We start from the raw sequence: 16,180 nt of genomic DNA, 5'->3' as shown, positions 1-16,180 counted from the left end.
GCGACACACAAGGTGTCGCGGCCCGCGGCTCTGTCTCGGTGCGGTGCTACGCGGTCAGGCAGACTTCCTGCTGTCCCGCGGATGCACGGCGATATTCATGGCGCCGGAGCGGAGAACCGCCAGCCTCTCGGCCAGCACCTCTTCCAACTCCTCGCGTGTGCGCCGCTCCATGAGCATGTCCCAGTGCGTACGCGCAGGCTTGCCCTTCTTCTCCTCGGGGCCATCCCCGTCCACCAGGAGTGCCTGGGCGCCACACGCCTTGCACTCCCACTCCGGCGGAATTTCCGCCTCTACCGAGAACGGCATCTCAAATCGATGTCCGTTCTGGCATGCGTACTCCACCGCCTGGCGCGGGGCCAGATCGATGCCGCGGTCCGTCTCGTAGCTGGTAACCACGAGTCGCGTGCCGCGGAGAGCTCGCTCACTCATGAATCGTGCCTCCCGGGCTTGTCGCCCACAGGACAAATGTCGCTGTCGTCGTCATCCGGTCAACGTCCGGTCGGCGGCAAAGATTCCCGTTGCCGGTCATGCGTCGCCCGTCGTGCCGCTGCTTTTTCAGGTTTGCGAGTGTTCACGTACCCGCCAATGCCCGGTTTGTCACATCTGGCGGAAGTTGTCACCCAACGGTTTGGATTCTTCCACTCGCAGTAACGCTCCTCCGGGCAGGCCAAAGGCGTACACTACCGGCCTTTCACTTCAACGTCTAAATCCGTTCGGGAACAGGATTCCCGGCCGCTGCCACAGCCAGCCTGACGGGCACCCTGGCGAGCAGTACGGAACCGACCACGAAGAAGACCACCAACGAGATGATGGCATCCCGATAACTGCCGGTCAGCTGGTACGCGAGCCCGAACACCAGTGGCCCCAGCCAGCTCAGCCCGCGGTCGCTCATCTCGTACGCGGAGAAGTACTCGGCCTCCTTGCCGCGCGGCACCAGATGCGAGTAGAGCGACCGGGACAGCGCCTGGCTGCCACCGAGGACCAGGCCGATCGTGGCGGCCAGCGCGTAGAAGAAGAGCGGTGATCCGGCCGGCAGGAAGTAGCCGGCGACGAGGATCAGCGTCCAGACGACGAGCGACCCGAGGATCGTGTGCTTCGCACCGTAGGCGCGGGCCATCCGCCCCATTCCGAGCGCACCGGCGACTGCCAGCACCTGGACCAGCAGCACCGCCGTGATCAGTGTCGTCTGGCTCAGGCCCAGTTCCTCGGAGCCGTACACGGATGCCTGGGAGATGACGGTCTGCACGCCGTCGTTGTAGACGAGGTACGCCAGCAGGAACGAAAGGGTGAGGGGGTGGCGGCGCATGTCGCGCAGGGTCGCCCTCAGCTGCCGCCATCCGGAGCCGACCGCCTCGGTGCTGCCCGGCTTCGTGTTCCGGTCGCGCAGCCGCCGCAGCGGTATGACGGTGAACGCGCCCCACCAGACGCCGGCGGAGGCGAGACAGATCCGTACGGCGTCCGACTCGGAGAGGCCGAAGGAGTCGTGGCCGGTGTAGAGGACCAGGTTGAGGACGAGGACCAGGGCCCCCGACGTGTATCCGAAGGCCCAGCCCCGGGACGAGACATCGTCGCGTTCCTCGGGCCCCGCGATCTGCGGCAGATAGGCGTTGTAGAGCACCATCGACACGGAGATCGAGGCGTTCGCCACGATGAGCAGGAACACGCCGAGCAGATAGCGGTGCCCGTCCAGGAAGAACATCGCGGCCGTCGCGGTCGCGCCCGTGTAGGCCGCCGCCGCGAGAAGGGGCTTCTTGCGGCCTGTACGGTCCGCCGCCGCGCCCACGATCGGCATGAGGATCACCGCGACGACGAGGGAGGCCGAGATCGCGTACGCGAACAGCGACCCGGCGCGGATCGGGATGCCCAGCGGATGGACGTAGCCGTCGGCGTCGGCGGCGGCCTTCGCGACCGACGTCAGATACGGCCCGAGGAACACCGTGACGACGCTGGTCGAGTAGACGGAGCAGGCGAAGTCGTAGAAGTACCATCCGCGTTGCTCGCGGCGCCGCTCGCCGGCGTCGGCCGTCCCGGCGGCCGTGCCGTCCGCAGGCTCGGCGGTGTCCGTGGTCTCGGCGCTCATTGCGCACCCCTCGTCTCTCCCCGTGGAGACGTCACCGGGCCGGCGTCAGGCCCAGGCCCCCCGCTCGCTCAGCACCGAACGCAGCGTCTCGATGTGATCGGTCATGATGCCATCCACCCCGAGGTCCAGGAGCGCGGCCATCCGCTCCGGTTCGTTGACCGTCCAGACGTGCACCTGGAGGCCGCGTGCGTGCGCCTCCCGCACGAAGCGCCGGTCGACGACCCGCACGCCGCCCTGGCTCTCCGGGACCTGCGCGCAGACCGCACCGGCGCGCAGCGCCGCCGGGATGCCGTACGAACGCAGCCGCAGGGCCAGGACGCCGCGGACACCGTAGGAGGTGGCGAGCCTGGGGCCCGCCAGCCGGTGCGCCCTGGCGACGCGCGCCTCCGCGAACGAGCCGACGCACACCCGGTCCCAGGAGTCCGTACGGCGGATCAGCTCCACGAGGGGCACGAGCGCGGGCTCCGACTTGATGTCCACGTTCCAGCGGGCCTCGGGGAAGGCCTCCAGCAGTTCCTCGAACAGCGGCAGCGGTTCGCGCCCCGCCACCCGGGCCCGCTCTATCTCGCTCCACGGCAGCTCCGCTATCCGGCCCCGGGAGTCCGTGACCCGGTCCAGGGTGGAGTCGTGGAAGGCGACCAGCCGGCCGTCCGCCGAGGCGTGCACATCGGTCTCGAAGTAGCGGTACCCGGCGTCGGCGGCGCGGCGGAACGCGGCCGCGGTGTTCTCGATCCCGTCGGCCGCACCGCCCCGGTGGGCGAACGCGAGCGGGGCCGGGTGGTCCAGATAGGGGTGTTGTACGGAAGTCACTGCGGCAGTATGGCCTGCCCGGATGTCCGGGCGGCGACCGTGGTGCCACCGTCTTCCGTGATCGCGAAGAAGCGCAGGAAGAACTGGGCGAGCGGGCCGATGGCCAGGGTGTAGAGGACCGTGCCCACTCCGAGGGAACCGCCGAGCAGGAACCCGGTGGCCACGACCGAGATCTCGATCGCCGTGCGGACGAGCCGGATCGACCGGCCGGTCCGCCGGTGCAGCCCGGTCATCAGTCCGTCCCTCGGCCCGGGACCGAACCGGGCGGCGATGTAGAGCCCGGTCGCCACGCCGTTGAGGACGATCCCCGCGGCCATCACCCCGGCCTGCGCCGCGAGCCCGTGCACCTCGGGGACCAGGGCGAGGGTGCCGTCCATCGCGAGACCGACGGCGAAGACGTTGGAGACGGTGCCCAGCCCCGGCCGCTGCCGGAGCGGGATCCAGAGCAGCAGCACGATGGCGCCGATGATGATGGAGACGATCCCGATGCTGATCCCCGTGTGCTCGGCGAGCCCCTGGTGCAGCACGCCCCAGGGCTCCAGCCCGAGACCGGCGACGACCAGCAGCGCCGAACTCGCCCCGTACAGCGCCAGGCCCGCGTAGAGCTGGATCAGCCGTCGGGGGAGGTGTGACCCGCGCGGTACGGCGGTGATGGACAAGTGGTGCCCCCTGGTGTGGTGATTGTGGACTGCTGCATGTCACTCTGTGGCAGGGGATTGGCTGCCAACTATGGCCAATCCGAGGAAGGTGGACTGATTCTCATGGCGCAGTGGACTTCGGCCGTCGGTGCGGCACAGCTCGCCCGGCAGCTCCACGCCCAGCAGCCCCGGCCTGCGGGCTCCGGCAGCCGCAGGCCGCCCGCCTATCGCGCGCTCGCCGACGGCATCCGGCTCCTCGTGCTGGAGGGCCGCGTCCCGGTGGCCGCCCGGCTGCCCGCCGAGCGTGAACTGGCACTCGCCCTCTCCGTCAGCCGTACGACGGTCGCCGCGGCCTACGAGGCGCTGCGCGCCGAGGGCTTCCTGGAATCGCGGCGCGGGGCCGGCAGCTGGACGGCCGTCCCCGCGGGCAACCCGCTGCCCGCCCGCGGCCTGGAACCGCTGCCGCCCGAGGCACTCGGATCGATGATCGACCTGGGCTGCGCCTCGCTGCCCGCCCCCGAGCCGTGGCTGACCCGGGCCGTCCAGGGAGCTCTGGAGGAGCTGGCCCCGTACGCCCACACCCACGGCGACTATCCGGCCGGTCTCCCCGCGCTGCGGCAGATGATCGCCGCCCGGTACACCGAGAGCGGCATCCCCACGATGCCCGAACAGATCATGGTCACCACCGGGGCGATGGGTGCCATCGACGCGATCTGCCACCTCTTCGCCGGCCGCGGCGAACGGATCGCGGTGGAGTCCCCGAGCTACGCCAACATCCTCCAGCTGATGCGGGAGGCGGGCGCCCGCCTCGTGCCGGTGGCCATGGAGGAGGGGCTCGGCGGCTGGGACATGAATCGGTGGCGCCAGGTGCTGAGGGACGCGGCTCCCCGGCTCGCGTACGTGGTCGCGGACTTCCACAACCCCACCGGAGCCCTCGCCGACGAGGACCGCCGCCGCGCACTGGTGGACGCCGCCCGGTCGGCCGGCACGGTCCTGGTCGTCGACGAGACGATGCACGAGCTGCATCTGGACGACGACGTGCACATGCCCCGCCGCGTCTGTGCCTTCGACCCGGCCGGCAGCACCGTGCTCACCGTCGGATCGGCCAGCAAGGCCTTCTGGGCCGGCATGCGCATCGGCTGGGTCCGCGCCGCGCCGGACGTGATCCGCAGCCTGGTGGCCGCCCGCGCCTACGCGGACATGGGGACTCCGGTCCTCGAACAGCTCGCCGTCAACTGGCTGATGCGCACCGGCGGCTGGGAGCAGGCCTTGCAGATCCGCCGGGAGCAGGCGCGGGACAACCGGGACGCGCTCGTCACGGCGGTGCGCCGGGAGCTGCCGGACTGGGAGTTCACCGTGCCGCGCGGCGGGCTGACGCTCTGGGTGCGCACCGGCGGCCTCTCCGGCTCGCGGCTCGCGGTGGCCGGGGAGCGGGTCGGGGTACGGGTGCCGTCCGGGCCCCGGTTCGGCGTCGACGGCGCCTTCGAGGGCTACGTACGACTGCCGTTCACGGTCGGTGGTCCGGTGGCGGACGAGGCGGCCCTGCGGCTGGCGGCCGCCGCCCGGCTGGTCGGTTCGGGGGCGGGGGCGGGGGCCGAGGCACCCCGTACGTTCGTGGCCTGAGTGCCTGAGTGCCTGCGGCATACGGGAGGGGCCCGCGGATCAACTGATCCGCGGGCCCCTCCCGTTGTCCGGGTCAGTCGCTGAGAGCCAGGCCGTCGACGGCGACGGAAGCGGTCACGGTGTCCGCCCTCACCGGGTCGGGGACGCTCGCCTCGACCGCGGTGCGCCGCTCGGGAAGCAGGTCGAGCACCGCCTGGCGCTGCGCCTCGCTCGTCGCGTCGTCGTACGGGTCGGGCGTGGCCGGCACCTGGATGCGCAGCACCTGGCCGGTGCCGAGCCGCGCGTACCCACGGCCGGGCGGGACGACCGGAGTGGGGGTGGTGTGCGGCTCAAGGCCGAGGACGGACTCGATCTGACCGGGCGAGCAGTGGCCGAGGACGACCCGGGCCCTGGTGTGGGACCGGACCGTGTCGCTCAGGGCGTCCAGGCTGTCGAACTGCTCGGTCATCACCACGGTGACGTTGGCGGCTCTGCCGTGACGCAGGGGCACCTGGAGCAGCTCCTGCGGATCGGGTCCGCCGTCGGCCGCGGCGAGGTGGCCGAGCACGCTCGGCCGGTCCAGCAGGATCCAGAGGGGGCGCCGGGTGTCCTCGGGGGCCGCGTGGCCGGCCTGCCGGGCCCGGTTGGCGTCGATCAGCCGCCGTTCCGTCTCGTTGGCCGCCCATTCCAGGGTGGACAGCGCCCCGGCCAGTCCGCACTCGACGGCCAGGACCCCCTCGCGCCCGGTGAAGCAGGCGTACTCGCCGGTGCCACTGCCCTCGATGATCAGGATGTCGCCCTGCTGGAGCGCCTGCAGGGCGATGGAACGCAGGAGCGTGGTGGTGCCGCTGCCGGGCTGCCCGGCGATCAGCAGGTGTGGCTCGGTGGAGCGTCCTCCGGTCCGCCAGACGACCCCGGGCGCGTCCCGGGTCTCGTCGCCGTCGCTCACCGGCACCGTGCGCTGCACCGCGCCGTCGTCCGTGAACCCGAGGACGGTCTCGCCGGGGGCGGTGACGAAGCGCTGGGCGGTGAGGGAGGTGGGCAGGGCGTCGAGCACGTTCATGACGAGCTGGTTGCCCTCCTCGTCCCAGCTGAACAGGTACTCCCGGCCGCGGCCCGACTTGGCATGCAGCAGTTGTTCGATCCGGGCGCGGGAAGCGGCCTCGCTGTCGGTGAAGTAGGCGGGATATGTCACACGGAGACTGCTGACACGGCCGTCGCCGTCGAACTCGTACCCGCTGAAGACCTTGTCCCACTCGCCGCCGTGCGTGAACAGCGGGCTGGGGTCGTCGGCCGTCGAGAAGTACGGCACGAGCGCCTCGTACAGGGCCTGCAGACGCCCGGTCTCCGCCTCGTCGGGGCCGGTTCTGACGGGGGTGCGTTCCCGTCCCTTCCATGCGGCGGCGCCCATCACCGTGACGAGGGCCAGCAGCGGCCCGTACGGGATGAGCGCGACCACGAGCACGCAGGCCGCGACGAGGAACAGCGTGGGACCACGCCGGTCCTTGGGCGTCGCGGCCCACTTCTGCCGTCCTGCACCGGCCAGCAGCCGCAGACCACGAGTGATCATGATCAGCGGATGGAGCACGTCGGTGGCGCTGTCGGCGGCCGTGCGCGCGAACTCGCGACTGCGAGTGATCGAAGCGCTGCCGCTGCTCAGAATGCGGGGAAGTGGTCGCCGGGCCACGTGTGTCTCCTGAAGGGGTGGGAGCGGGAGCGGAGGGTCAGAACTTGATCCCGCCCAAGAGGCCGGCGAGGCTCGCCCCGCCCGCGGTGATGCTCGGTGCGATGGCGGTGCCGGCCAGGTAGAAGCCGAACAGGGCGGTGACGAGGGCGTGCGACGCCTTGAGACCGTCCTTCCTGAAGAACAGGAAGACGATGATGCCGAGGATGACGACGCCTGACATGGAAAGGATCATGAGTGGTTCTCCTGGTTGGGGGGACAGTCACCATGAGTCCTTCCAAGCTCACCGGAAGTATCTATATGATAAAAGCTGCAATTGGGTGAAAAGTCGGTTTTTTCACTGGACTGGCGGACAAGGAGGCGTCGGCGGAACGGAAATCCGGAGCCGGGCCGACCCCGTCGTCACTCGACGTGATCCTTTGCCATGGGCGGGCCGGGGCATGTGCGCTCCCGGGCAGTACCCTGTCGTTTCACTCGTACGGCCCACGCCGCGCACGCCCCGGCAGGCCGGCAGCAGCACGAACGGTTAAGGAAGGCGGTCCCCCGATGAGCGAAACCCCTGATCCCGCTGTGGTCGAGCTGGCGACCAAGGTCTTCGACCTGGCACGTCACGGCGACGCCGACGCGCTCGCGGCCTACGTCGACGCCGGTGTCCCGGTGAACCTCACCAACGACCGGGGCGACTCGCTGCTGATGCTCGCGGCCTACCACGGGCACGCCCCCGCCGTCACGGCCCTGACAGGTCGCGGCGCCGACCCGGACCGCGCCAACGACCGCGGGCAGACGCCGCTCGCCGGAGCGGTCTTCAAGGGCGAGGACGCGGTGATCAAGGCCCTGCTCGACGCGGGAGCCGATCCGGCGGCCGGAACACCCTCCGCGCTGGACACGGCGCGCATGTTCGGCAAGGCCGACCTGCTGGAACTCTTCGGCGCCCACTGAACGGGCTTCGCCGTAAATGTGGTCGCGGTGGCGAAATGGGTGGGTCATCATGACGTCGCGGGCCCGATTCGGGCCACCGACGAGAGGCAGGAAGATGCTCTACACCAGGCAGAAGACGGCGGTCGGCCGATCATGTTGCTGCGCGGCCTAGTGCCCACCCGGCACGTGGAACTGCACAGTCCCGGTTGCGTCGACAGCTTGATGTGAGGCTTTTCCCATGTTTGATCCGTTCATAGCGCCGAGCGGCACCCTGCTCGGTCTGCTGCAGAGGGGCCGCGGCGACGGCACGCTCCACGCACTCGCCGCACCACGCCCCGAGGCCCTGGCGGCTCTCAACCACTGTGTTCTGAGCGACCCGCGTCACGACTGGCAGGTCGAGAACCGCTCCCTCTACTACGCCCGCCTGTACCTCGATCTCGACGGTGGGATCGAGGAGATCGAGCGGCACCTGTGCGATGCCGACGACCACCTCGACACGGACGACTCACGGACCGGCCTGGCCCTGGCGGTCCTCGGACACCTCGCCTCGTACGGCCGCGACGACGCCCTGGCCCTCCTGCGGCGCTACGCCGCGACCGGCTCCAACTGGGCCTGGGCCCTGGACGAGCTGGCGCTGCGTGACGACGACGCCGGGCTCCGGTCCCTCGCCGTGCCCGTGCTCGCCCGGTTCCCGGACGACGCCGAGGGCCGCGCCGAGCTGGCCACCACCGTGCGTGACGCCTACGAGCCGCGCCCCTGGCGGCTCTGGGCCGACGATCCGCGCGCCTCGGTCGGCGCCCGGGTCAGGGCCGCCTCCGAACAGGGCTCGTTCGACCGCTGGCAGCGGCAGATGCGGCCGGGCGGCCCCCGCCCGGGATGGAGCGTCCAGGCGGTGTTCGACTGGGCCCAGGAAGGGCTCGACCGCGGCAGCTCTCTCCATGTGCCGGCCGCCCGCTGCCTCTCCGCGGTGGCGGGGCCCGAGGACCGGCCCGTGATCGTCGAGGCCGCCCGCAGCGGTCCGGAAGGCGCCCGCTGCGCCGCGTTGCACTACCTCGCCGCCGAGGTCCGCGACCCGGCCGTGCTCGACCTGATCGAGGCCGCGGCGGTCGGCGCCTCGCGCACCGTCGCCGAAGCGGCCGTCGCCGCCTTCGAGCGGATGTGCGGCGAACCCGCCGTGGAACGTGCGCGCCGCTGGGCACGGCGGCCCGACGCGCTCGGCGCCTCGGCGGCCGGTGTGCTGGCCGGTCGTGGCGGCGCACAGGACTCCCCGCTGGTGCTCGGTGCCCTGCGTGACGCCGTACGGGGCGAGGGGCCGGACACGCCTCGCCTCTGGTCCCTGGTCGACGGCGCCGGCCGGCTCGGCATCGCCTGCGCCGCTCCCGTGCTGCGCCATGTCTACCGGGAGACGTCCTCCTCCCATCTGCGAGGCAGGGCCGCCCGGGCCCTTGCAGCCACCGACCCCTCCTTCGCCACCGGCTTCGCCGTCGAATGCCTGTGGGACTGCGAGGAGACGACCCGGGAGGTCGCCGCACGCCACGCGGAGACCGGTGACATCAGGGTGGCCGAGCGCCTGCGCCGGCTGGCAGCCGATCCGGCCGAGGAGGCCGAGGTGCAGTCGGCCGTACGCAGCAGGATCGGACCGGACACGCCGGCGGTCTGACGGGGCCGGACACCCCGCCCCATCGCACAGCCGCAGAACCGCAGGAGCGCAGCGCGTCGGGGGCGCGCCGCGCCGTACCGCCTCGCCCCGCCACCCGGGGCCTCCGCCACTCCGGACCGCATCCCCACCGCGCCCTGCGCCCCGTTCGTAGGGCCGCGCGCCACTATGGAGGGATGACCGGACGCTGGGAGTTCTGGATCGACCGAGGCGGCACGTTCACCGATGTGGTGGGCCGGGCCCCCGACGGGCGGCTGGTCACCCGCAAGCTCCTCTCGTACGACCCCGAGCGCCACCGGGACGCCGCCGTGGCCGGCATCCGGCTGCTGCTGGGGCTCGCACCGGACGAACCGGTCCCCGCCGACCGGGTCGCCGCCGTCAGAATGGGCACCACCGTCGCCACGAACGCCCTGCTGGAGCGGCGCGGCGAACCCACCGTGCTGGTCATCACGGAAGGCTTCCGGGACGCCCTGCGCATCGCGTACCAGAACCGGCCCCGGCTCTTCGACCGCCGCATCCTGCTTCCCGAGGCGGTGTACGAGCGGGTGATCGAGGTCCCCGAGCGGGTCGACGCCCAGGGGCGGACGGTCAGGCCCCTGGACCGGGCCGCGGTGGCGGAGCGGCTGCGTGCCGCGCGAGGCGAGGGTCTCAGCAGCGCGGCCGTCGTCCTCATGCACGGCTACCGACACCCGGAACACGAGAAGGCGGTCGCCGCCGAGGCCCGTGCGGCGGGGTTCACCCAGATCAGCTGCTCCCACGAGGTCAGCCCACTGATCAAGCTGGTGCCGCGCGGCGACACCACCGTCGTCGACGCCTACCTCTCACCGATCCTGCGCCGGTACGTCGACACGATCGCCGGTGAGCTCGCCGGCATCCGGCTGATGTTCATGCAGTCCAACGGCGGCCTGCGCGAGGCCGGCGGTTTCCGGGGCAAGGACGCGGTGCTGTCCGGGCCGGCCGGCGGTGTCGTCGGCATGGCCCGTACCTCCGGGCAGGCCGGATACGACCGGGTGATCGGCTTCGACATGGGCGGCACATCCACCGATGTCTCGCACTACGCGGGCGAGTTCGAACGCGAGCTCGGCACCGAGGTGGCGGGCGTACGGATGCGCGCCCCCATGATGAACATCCACACCGTCGCGGCGGGCGGCGGTTCGGTCCTGCACTTCGACGGCCGGCGCTACCGGGTCGGCCCCGACTCGGCGGGAGCGGTACCCGGCCCGGCCTGCTACCGCAGGGGCGGACCGCTGACCGTCACCGACGCCCAGGTGATGCTCGGGCGGATCCAGCCGGCCCATTTCCCGGCGGTCTTCGGCTCCGACGGGGACATGCCCCTCGACGCGGACATCGTGCGCGAGCTCTTCGAGACGCTCGCCGACGAGGTCGCACGGGCCACCGGGACGAGGCGCACAGCAGCCGAAACCGCCGCCGGATTCCTGGAGATCGCGGTGCTCAACATGGCGAACGCGGTCAAGAAGATCTCCGTGCAGCGCGGGCGCGACATCACCCGCTACGCCCTCACCGGCTTCGGCGGCGCGGGCGGCCAGCACGTCTGCGCCGTCGCCGACGCCCTCGGCATCGACACGGTCCTCGTACCCCCGCTGGCCGGTGTGCTGTCCGCCTACGGCATCGGGCTGGCCGACGCCACCGCCATGCGCGAACAGTCCGTCGAGGCGCCGCTCGACACCTCCACCCGGGCCCGCCTGGGCGAACTCTGCGACGCGCTGGCCGCCCGTACCCGGGCCGAACTGCGCGCGGACGGCGTCGCGGACCGCGCGATCAGCACCCGGGCGCGCGTACTCCTGCGGTACGAGGGAACCGACGCGAGCCTCTCCGCCGACCTGGACACGGCGACCGCCATGAACGAGGCGTTCACGGGCGAGCACCGTGCGCGCTACGGCTTCACCATGGACCGGCCGCTCGTCGTCGAGGCGGTCTCCGTCGAGGCGACCGGGGCGGCGGGGGAGCATGCGGCCCCGAGTCCTGGACCGGAGCGGGGCGGGGCCACCGCGCCGCAGTCCCGTGAAACGGCACGGATGTTCGCCGGGGGACGATGGCAGGACGCCGCACTCCACCGCAGAACGGACCTGCGGCCGACGGACACGGTGACCGGTCCGGCCGTCATCGCCGAGGCGGACGCCACCACCGTCGTCGACCCGGGCTGGCAGGCCGTCCCCGGCGCCACCGGCCACCTGATCCTGACCCGCGCCCTTCCACGCCCCGCGAGGCAGGCCGTCGGCACCCGTGTCGACCCGGTCATGCTGGAGGTGTTCAACAACCTCTTCATGTCCATCGCCGAGCAGATGGGCGTGCGCCTGGAGAACACAGCCCGCTCCGTCAACATCAAGGAGCGGCTCGACTTCTCCTGCGCCCTCTTCGACGCGGACGGCAACCTGATCGCCAACGCACCGCACATCCCGGTACACCTCGGCTCCATGGGGGAGTCCATCAAGGAAGTGCTGCGCCGCAACCACGGAACGATGCGGCCCGGCGACGTCTACGCCATCAACGATCCGTACCACGGCGGCACGCATCTGCCCGATGTGACCGTCGTGACGCCGGTGTTCGACGAGACGGACGGCGAGCCCGCGCTGCGCTTCCTGGTGGCCTCGCGGGGCCACCACGCGGAGATCGGCGGCATCACGCCCGGCTCGATGCCGGCCTTCAGCCGTACCGTCGACGAGGAGGGCGTGCTCTTCGACAACTGGCTCCTGGTACGGGACGGCATCTTCCGCGAGGCCGGGACCCGCGAGCTGCTCACCACCGCCGCGTACCCCTCCCGTGACCCGGACACCAACCTCGCCGACCTGCGCGCCCAGATCGCAGCCAACGAGAAGGGCATCGCCGAACTGCGCCGCATGGTCGATCAGTTCGGCCCCGACGTCGTCGACGCCTACATGGCGCACGTGCAGGACAACGCCGAGGAGTCCGTGCGGCGCATCGTCGCCGGACTGCGGGACGGCCACTGCCGGTACGAGACCGACAACGGTGCCGTGATCGAGGTGACGCTGGCCGTGGACCGGGAAGCCCGCAGCGCCGTCGTCGACTTCACCGGCACCTCGCCGCAGCAGCGGGGCAACTTCAACGCGCCGAAGTCGGTGGTCATGGCCGCCGTGCTGTACGTGTTCCGGACCCTGGTGGCCGACGACATCCCGCTCAACAGCGGGTGCCTCACCCCCCTGGAGATCAGGGTCCCGGAGGGCTCGATGCTGGCCCCCGTCAACCCGGCGGCCACGGTCGCCGGAAACGTCGAGACCTCGCAGGCCGTCACGGGAGCGCTGTACGCCGCCCTGGGAGTCCAGGCCGAGGGCTCGGGCACCATGAACAACCTCACCTTCGGCAACGACCGGGTGCAGTACTACGAGACCGTGGCGAGCGGTTCGGGTGCGGGGGACGGCTTCGACGGCACGGACGCCGTACAGACCCACATGACCAATTCGCGGCTCACCGATCCCGAGATCCTCGAATGGCGCTACCCCGTGCTGCTGGAGAGCTTCCGGGTGCGCGAGGGAAGCGGCGGGCGCGGCCACTGGCGCGGCGGCTGCGGGGTGGAACGCCGGATCCGCTTCCTCGAACCCGTCACGGTCGCGCTGCTCACCGGCCACCGCCGTGTCCCGCCGTACGGCATGGCGGGCGGCGGGACGGGCGCCCTCGGCAGCCAGCACATCGAACGCGCCGACGGCGCGCGTACCCCGCTGAAGGGCTGCGACACCGCCGACCTGGGCGCCGGGGACGTACTGGTCGTCCGCACCCCGGGCGGCGGGGGCTACGGAGCTCCGGAGACGGCCGGCGGCGGGGACTGAAGAGCCGCGGAGACGGCGGGTGGCGGGGACTGCGGCCCCCGGACACGGCGGGTGGCGGGGGCGGCGGATCCCCGGAACACGACGGGTCGCCGGGCTCGTGGAGACCCCCAGGGCGGGGCATGACCGACTCCGGGGCAACCGGTCGCATCTGCGCCGTTTCGACCGTTGTCAGTCCGAGGACCTAATCTGTGCAGCGTGACTTCGCCTGCCTACACGGAAAACGCTGCGCCCCAGCTCAGCGCGGGGCCGCGGCCCGCACCGGGCCCGGCCGCCGACGAGGGGCTCTCGCGGCGGCTGCGCGCGCTCGCCTGCACGGCGCCGCTGCACGACCTCGACGTGCGCAAGGCGAACCTCGCCGGTGAGTACACCGTGTACGCGATGGCCGAGGTCGCCCTCGCGGCCATCGACCACGTCACCCTCAACATGGACTTCGACACCGGAGCCGACCACGACCAGATAGTGGCCAGACTGCTTCCGCGCGTCGCCGCGCAGGCCCCGAGCCGCCCCGTCGCCGAGCACGAACGGGTCGCCCGCTGGGTGCTGGAGAACCTGATCAACGTCGGCAGTGTGGACCGCGGATTCCGCGCGGTCTACGGCACCTTCGGGGCCGACGGCGTCTACGTGCGCCGGGACTACGACTTCAAACTGATCGAGGAAGTCCCGGGATACGGCGGCACCGTGTACCTGCGGGCCACCGACGAAGCGGTCAACGTCCTGGTCGGCGCGCTCGACACGGACGTCACCAGCGCCCAGATCGCCGCAGAGGTGAAGTTGGAGGTCCTGATCAGCCGGGGCCGCCTCGCCGACGCCCAGCTCGCGGCGGAGCAGGCCCGCTACCGGACCGTGCAGTACGCGGAGACGCTCCGCAAGACGCTCGACGCGACCCGGCGCAACGTCCGCGCGGTCGACTGGCTCAACGCCGTGCCCGACATGATCGCCGAGGCACTCGACCACGTCGCCGACCGGTACCGCCACGAGAACGCGATCCTCACCAACATCCGCAAGGCCCGCGACGAGGCCGAGGAACCCGAGCACAAGAGGCGCGCCGCCGAGCTCGTCGACATCGTCAAGGACTGCATCCGCCGCCACACCCAGCTCCAGTCCCGCCTCCTGGAGGCGGGACCGCTGTTCCGCGCCGAGCAGGACCGCCAGGCCTTCGCCGCGCCCGCCGCCCGCGCGGGACTCGACCTCTACGGACAGCTCCTGGCACCGTTGCTGCCGCTCCCCGTCGAGCAGGCGATCCGGGCCACCGACGCGTTCTTCGCGAACGGCACAGGACTGCGCACCCCCACCTCGGTCCGGGTGGGCGACCTGGTCGACATGCTGCTCACCCCGCCGCTCGAACGGGAACACCTGGGCGCCGAGATGCCCGAGCCGGATCTGATCGCCACCCCGGACGACAGCCGGTTCAGCGAGGAGCAGCTGGCCTCCGCGATGGAGCTGCTCGACCTGGAACACGACGCGCCGCGCCGCCTCTCCGGACTTCTGGCCGAGGCCCGGCGGCGCGACGCGGACCTGCCCTACCTGGTCGCCCTGCTCGCGGTGCACGCCGCCAGCCCGCCGGTCGGCACCGCGTACCGCCAGGGCGAGCGCCGGCTGCTGTTCTCCGTGGACGACGGCACGCCGCTGGAGGACCCCGAGTTCGGCGGCGCCGACCTGATCGTGGGCATGGCCCTGCTGGACGCCGTCGGCATGGCGGCGGACCGTGCGGAGGCGACATGAGGACGCGCCCCACCCCGGCCGCCCCCGCGAGAACCGGCGCCGCGGGCGCGAGCACCCCGGCCGCGAGCACCGCGGCCGGCCACCCCGTGCCGAAGACGTTCCGCAACGCCGGCCACCCCGTACCGAGGACCTGCCGCAACGCCGGCCACCCCGTACCGAGGACCTGCCGCAACCTCGGCCACCCCGTGCCGAAGACCTTCCGCAACGCCGGCCACCCCGTACCGAAGACTGCCCGCACCAAGGAGCGACCGTCGTGAGCGACCACCGCGCAGAGCACACCGACGCGTGGAACGAGCCGACCGCCGCGCACCCGGCCGACCGGGCGACACCCACGGCCGGCCACCCCGGCGACCGGCCCGCCTCCGGGCCGTCGGCCGCCCCCGCCGCGGTCACCCCCGCCGATGCGGCGGACGCCTCCCGGCTCGTCGCCTTCGGGCTCCAGCCCAAACTGCTGCCCGCCCGCGACGCCGAGTACGCCGAGCTGCTCCGCCGCTACCGGGAGGAGCCGGCCTTCGCCCGGCTCGCCGACGCCGTGGCCACCGGGCTCGGCCTCGTCGTACTGGAGGTGTCCACCCGGGCCGGCATGGCCGTCACGGCGGGCGAGGACTCGGTCTTCGCCGTACGCATGGGCGACTACGCCCGGCGCGCCTCCTCGGACTCCGCCGACCGCTTCCTCCACGGACTCGCGCACCTGGCCGTCGCCGCGATGGCCTTCCCACGCCCCGAGGACCTCGCCGACGACGCGTACATCGGCCGGATCACGGTCAACGGCGTCGACGCCTTCGTCCGCCAGGCGTGCCACCGGCTGGAGGAGCGGGCGGAGGAACACGGTGACAACACCGACCCTGCCAGCGAGGCCCCCGGCCTGGAGGCCGGGTGGCGGATCTACGCCCGTCGCAGCGCCACCGGAGCGACGAAGGACGCCCGCCGTCTGGCCGGCTCCACCACCGGCATCGTCGGCAAGGCCGTGGCCTTCCTCACTGACTCCGGCTTCCTCCAGCGCACCGGGGACGACGCCGGAGGCGCCTTCCGCACCACCGCCCGCTACCAGCTCCAGGTCCGGGACATGGCAGGCGGTGCCGCGATGGCCGAGCTCCTGGAACTGGGCGTGGTGCCGGTCACCGACGGATCCGCGACCTTGCTGCCGCCACCCGACCCCGACGACCTGGAACTGGCGGCCGACGCAGGTCTGCCGTTCCACGGCTGACCGCCCCCCACCGCCGGGGGCCGGCCCTGACCGCCCCGCCATCGACGTCTCCTTCCCGC

General features: G+C 72.1%; 13 protein-coding genes. 7 read left to right on the top strand and 6 right to left on the bottom strand.

What is annotated here, in order from left to right; genetic code table 11:
- Positions 1 to 54 precede the first annotated feature (54 nt).
- The 4 genes from ABT025_RS31290 to yczE form a co-directional block, all read right to left on the bottom strand.
- Positions 55 to 429, bottom strand: a complete 375-nt coding sequence (locus ABT025_RS31290) for an RNA polymerase-binding protein RbpA (RefSeq protein ID WP_003959706.1) — start codon at positions 427 to 429, stop codon at positions 55 to 57.
- Positions 430 to 703: 274 nt separating this feature from the next.
- Positions 704 to 2,080 carry an MFS transporter gene (locus ABT025_RS31285; RefSeq protein ID WP_351001794.1) on the bottom strand — a complete coding sequence of 459 codons (1,377 nt, stop codon included), beginning with the start codon at positions 2,078 to 2,080 and terminating at the stop codon, positions 704 to 706.
- 45 nt (positions 2,081 to 2,125) lie between these two features.
- A complete protein-coding gene (locus tag ABT025_RS31280) occupies positions 2,126 to 2,890 on the bottom strand; it encodes a glycerophosphodiester phosphodiesterase family protein (protein WP_351001792.1) in 765 nt (254 codons plus the stop codon).
- Entirely contained in the window at positions 2,887 to 3,549 is a 663-nt protein-coding gene (gene yczE / locus ABT025_RS31275; RefSeq protein ID WP_351001790.1) for a membrane protein YczE, read from the bottom strand. Before yczE ends, ABT025_RS31280 begins: the two co-directional genes overlap by 4 nt.
- Before the next feature lie 102 nt (positions 3,550 to 3,651).
- On the opposite strand from yczE, the gene ABT025_RS31270 reads away from it, so the two are divergent.
- A complete protein-coding gene (locus ABT025_RS31270) occupies positions 3,652 to 5,151 on the top strand; it encodes an SCO1417 family PLP biosynthesis transcription factor (protein ID WP_351001788.1) in 1,500 nt (499 codons plus the stop codon).
- Between the two features lie 73 nt (positions 5,152 to 5,224).
- Here the strand turns inward: ABT025_RS31270 and ABT025_RS31265 are convergent, their stop codons facing one another.
- Positions 5,225 to 6,817, bottom strand: coding sequence for a P-loop NTPase family protein (locus tag ABT025_RS31265; protein WP_351001786.1), 1,593 nt, complete (start codon positions 6,815 to 6,817; stop codon positions 5,225 to 5,227).
- Between the two features lie 37 nt (positions 6,818 to 6,854).
- A complete protein-coding gene (locus ABT025_RS31260; RefSeq protein ID WP_018103962.1) occupies positions 6,855 to 7,049 on the bottom strand; it encodes a hypothetical protein in 195 nt (64 codons plus the stop codon).
- Between the two features lie 311 nt (positions 7,050 to 7,360).
- Here ABT025_RS31260 and ABT025_RS31255 point away from each other — a divergent pair, with 311 nt between their 5' ends.
- From ABT025_RS31255 to ABT025_RS31230, 6 genes are all read left to right on the top strand, one after another.
- Positions 7,361 to 7,753, top strand: coding sequence for an ankyrin repeat domain-containing protein (locus ABT025_RS31255; RefSeq protein ID WP_351001784.1), 393 nt, complete (start codon positions 7,361 to 7,363; stop codon positions 7,751 to 7,753).
- Between the two features lie 217 nt (positions 7,754 to 7,970).
- Positions 7,971 to 9,392, top strand: a complete 1,422-nt coding sequence (locus tag ABT025_RS31250; RefSeq protein ID WP_351001782.1) for a HEAT repeat domain-containing protein — start codon at positions 7,971 to 7,973, stop codon at positions 9,390 to 9,392.
- A gap of 173 nt (positions 9,393 to 9,565) precedes the next feature.
- Positions 9,566 to 13,192 carry a hydantoinase B/oxoprolinase family protein gene (locus ABT025_RS31245; RefSeq protein WP_351001780.1) on the top strand — a complete coding sequence of 1,209 codons (3,627 nt, stop codon included), beginning with the start codon at positions 9,566 to 9,568 and terminating at the stop codon, positions 13,190 to 13,192.
- 195 nt (positions 13,193 to 13,387) lie between these two features.
- Positions 13,388 to 14,914, top strand: a complete 1,527-nt coding sequence (locus ABT025_RS31240; RefSeq protein WP_351001778.1) for a hypothetical protein — start codon at positions 13,388 to 13,390, stop codon at positions 14,912 to 14,914.
- Positions 14,911 to 15,171 (top strand): hypothetical protein, encoded by a 261-nt coding sequence (locus tag ABT025_RS31235; RefSeq protein ID WP_351001776.1) that lies wholly within the window; start codon positions 14,911 to 14,913, stop codon positions 15,169 to 15,171. The genes ABT025_RS31240 and ABT025_RS31235 overlap by 4 nt, the downstream gene beginning before the upstream one ends.
- Positions 15,168 to 16,121 (top strand): hypothetical protein, encoded by a 954-nt coding sequence (locus ABT025_RS31230; RefSeq protein ID WP_351001774.1) that lies wholly within the window; start codon positions 15,168 to 15,170, stop codon positions 16,119 to 16,121. Before ABT025_RS31235 ends, ABT025_RS31230 begins: the two co-directional genes overlap by 4 nt.
- Positions 16,122 to 16,180: the final 59 nt, after the last annotated feature.

Source organism: Streptomyces sp. NPDC002809, assembly GCF_040295435.1.
Lineage (GTDB): Bacteria > Actinomycetota > Actinomycetes > Streptomycetales > Streptomycetaceae > Streptomyces.
The sequence above is the reverse complement of the archived record's forward strand: the minus strand, read 5'-3'. Positions and strand labels throughout refer to the sequence as shown.

Bases quoted from the DNA above. Each gene is read 5' to 3' on its own strand.
- ABT025_RS31290 (WP_003959706.1), bottom strand. From the start codon at position 429: ATGAGTGAGCGAGCTCTCCGCGGCACGCGACTCGTGGTTACCAGCTAC.
- ABT025_RS31285 (WP_351001794.1), bottom strand. From the start codon at position 2,080: ATGAGCGCCGAGACCACGGACACCGCCGAGCCTGCGGACGGCACGGCC.
- ABT025_RS31270 (WP_351001788.1), top strand. From the start codon at position 3,652: ATGGCGCAGTGGACTTCGGCCGTCGGTGCGGCACAGCTCGCCCGGCAG.
- ABT025_RS31260 (WP_018103962.1), bottom strand. From the start codon at position 7,049: ATGATCCTTTCCATGTCAGGCGTCGTCATCCTCGGCATCATCGTCTTC.
- ABT025_RS31255 (WP_351001784.1), top strand. From the start codon at position 7,361: ATGAGCGAAACCCCTGATCCCGCTGTGGTCGAGCTGGCGACCAAGGTC.
- ABT025_RS31250 (WP_351001782.1), top strand. From the start codon at position 7,971: ATGTTTGATCCGTTCATAGCGCCGAGCGGCACCCTGCTCGGTCTGCTG.
- ABT025_RS31245 (WP_351001780.1), top strand. From the start codon at position 9,566: ATGACCGGACGCTGGGAGTTCTGGATCGACCGAGGCGGCACGTTCACC.
- ABT025_RS31235 (WP_351001776.1), top strand. From the start codon at position 14,911: ATGAGGACGCGCCCCACCCCGGCCGCCCCCGCGAGAACCGGCGCCGCG.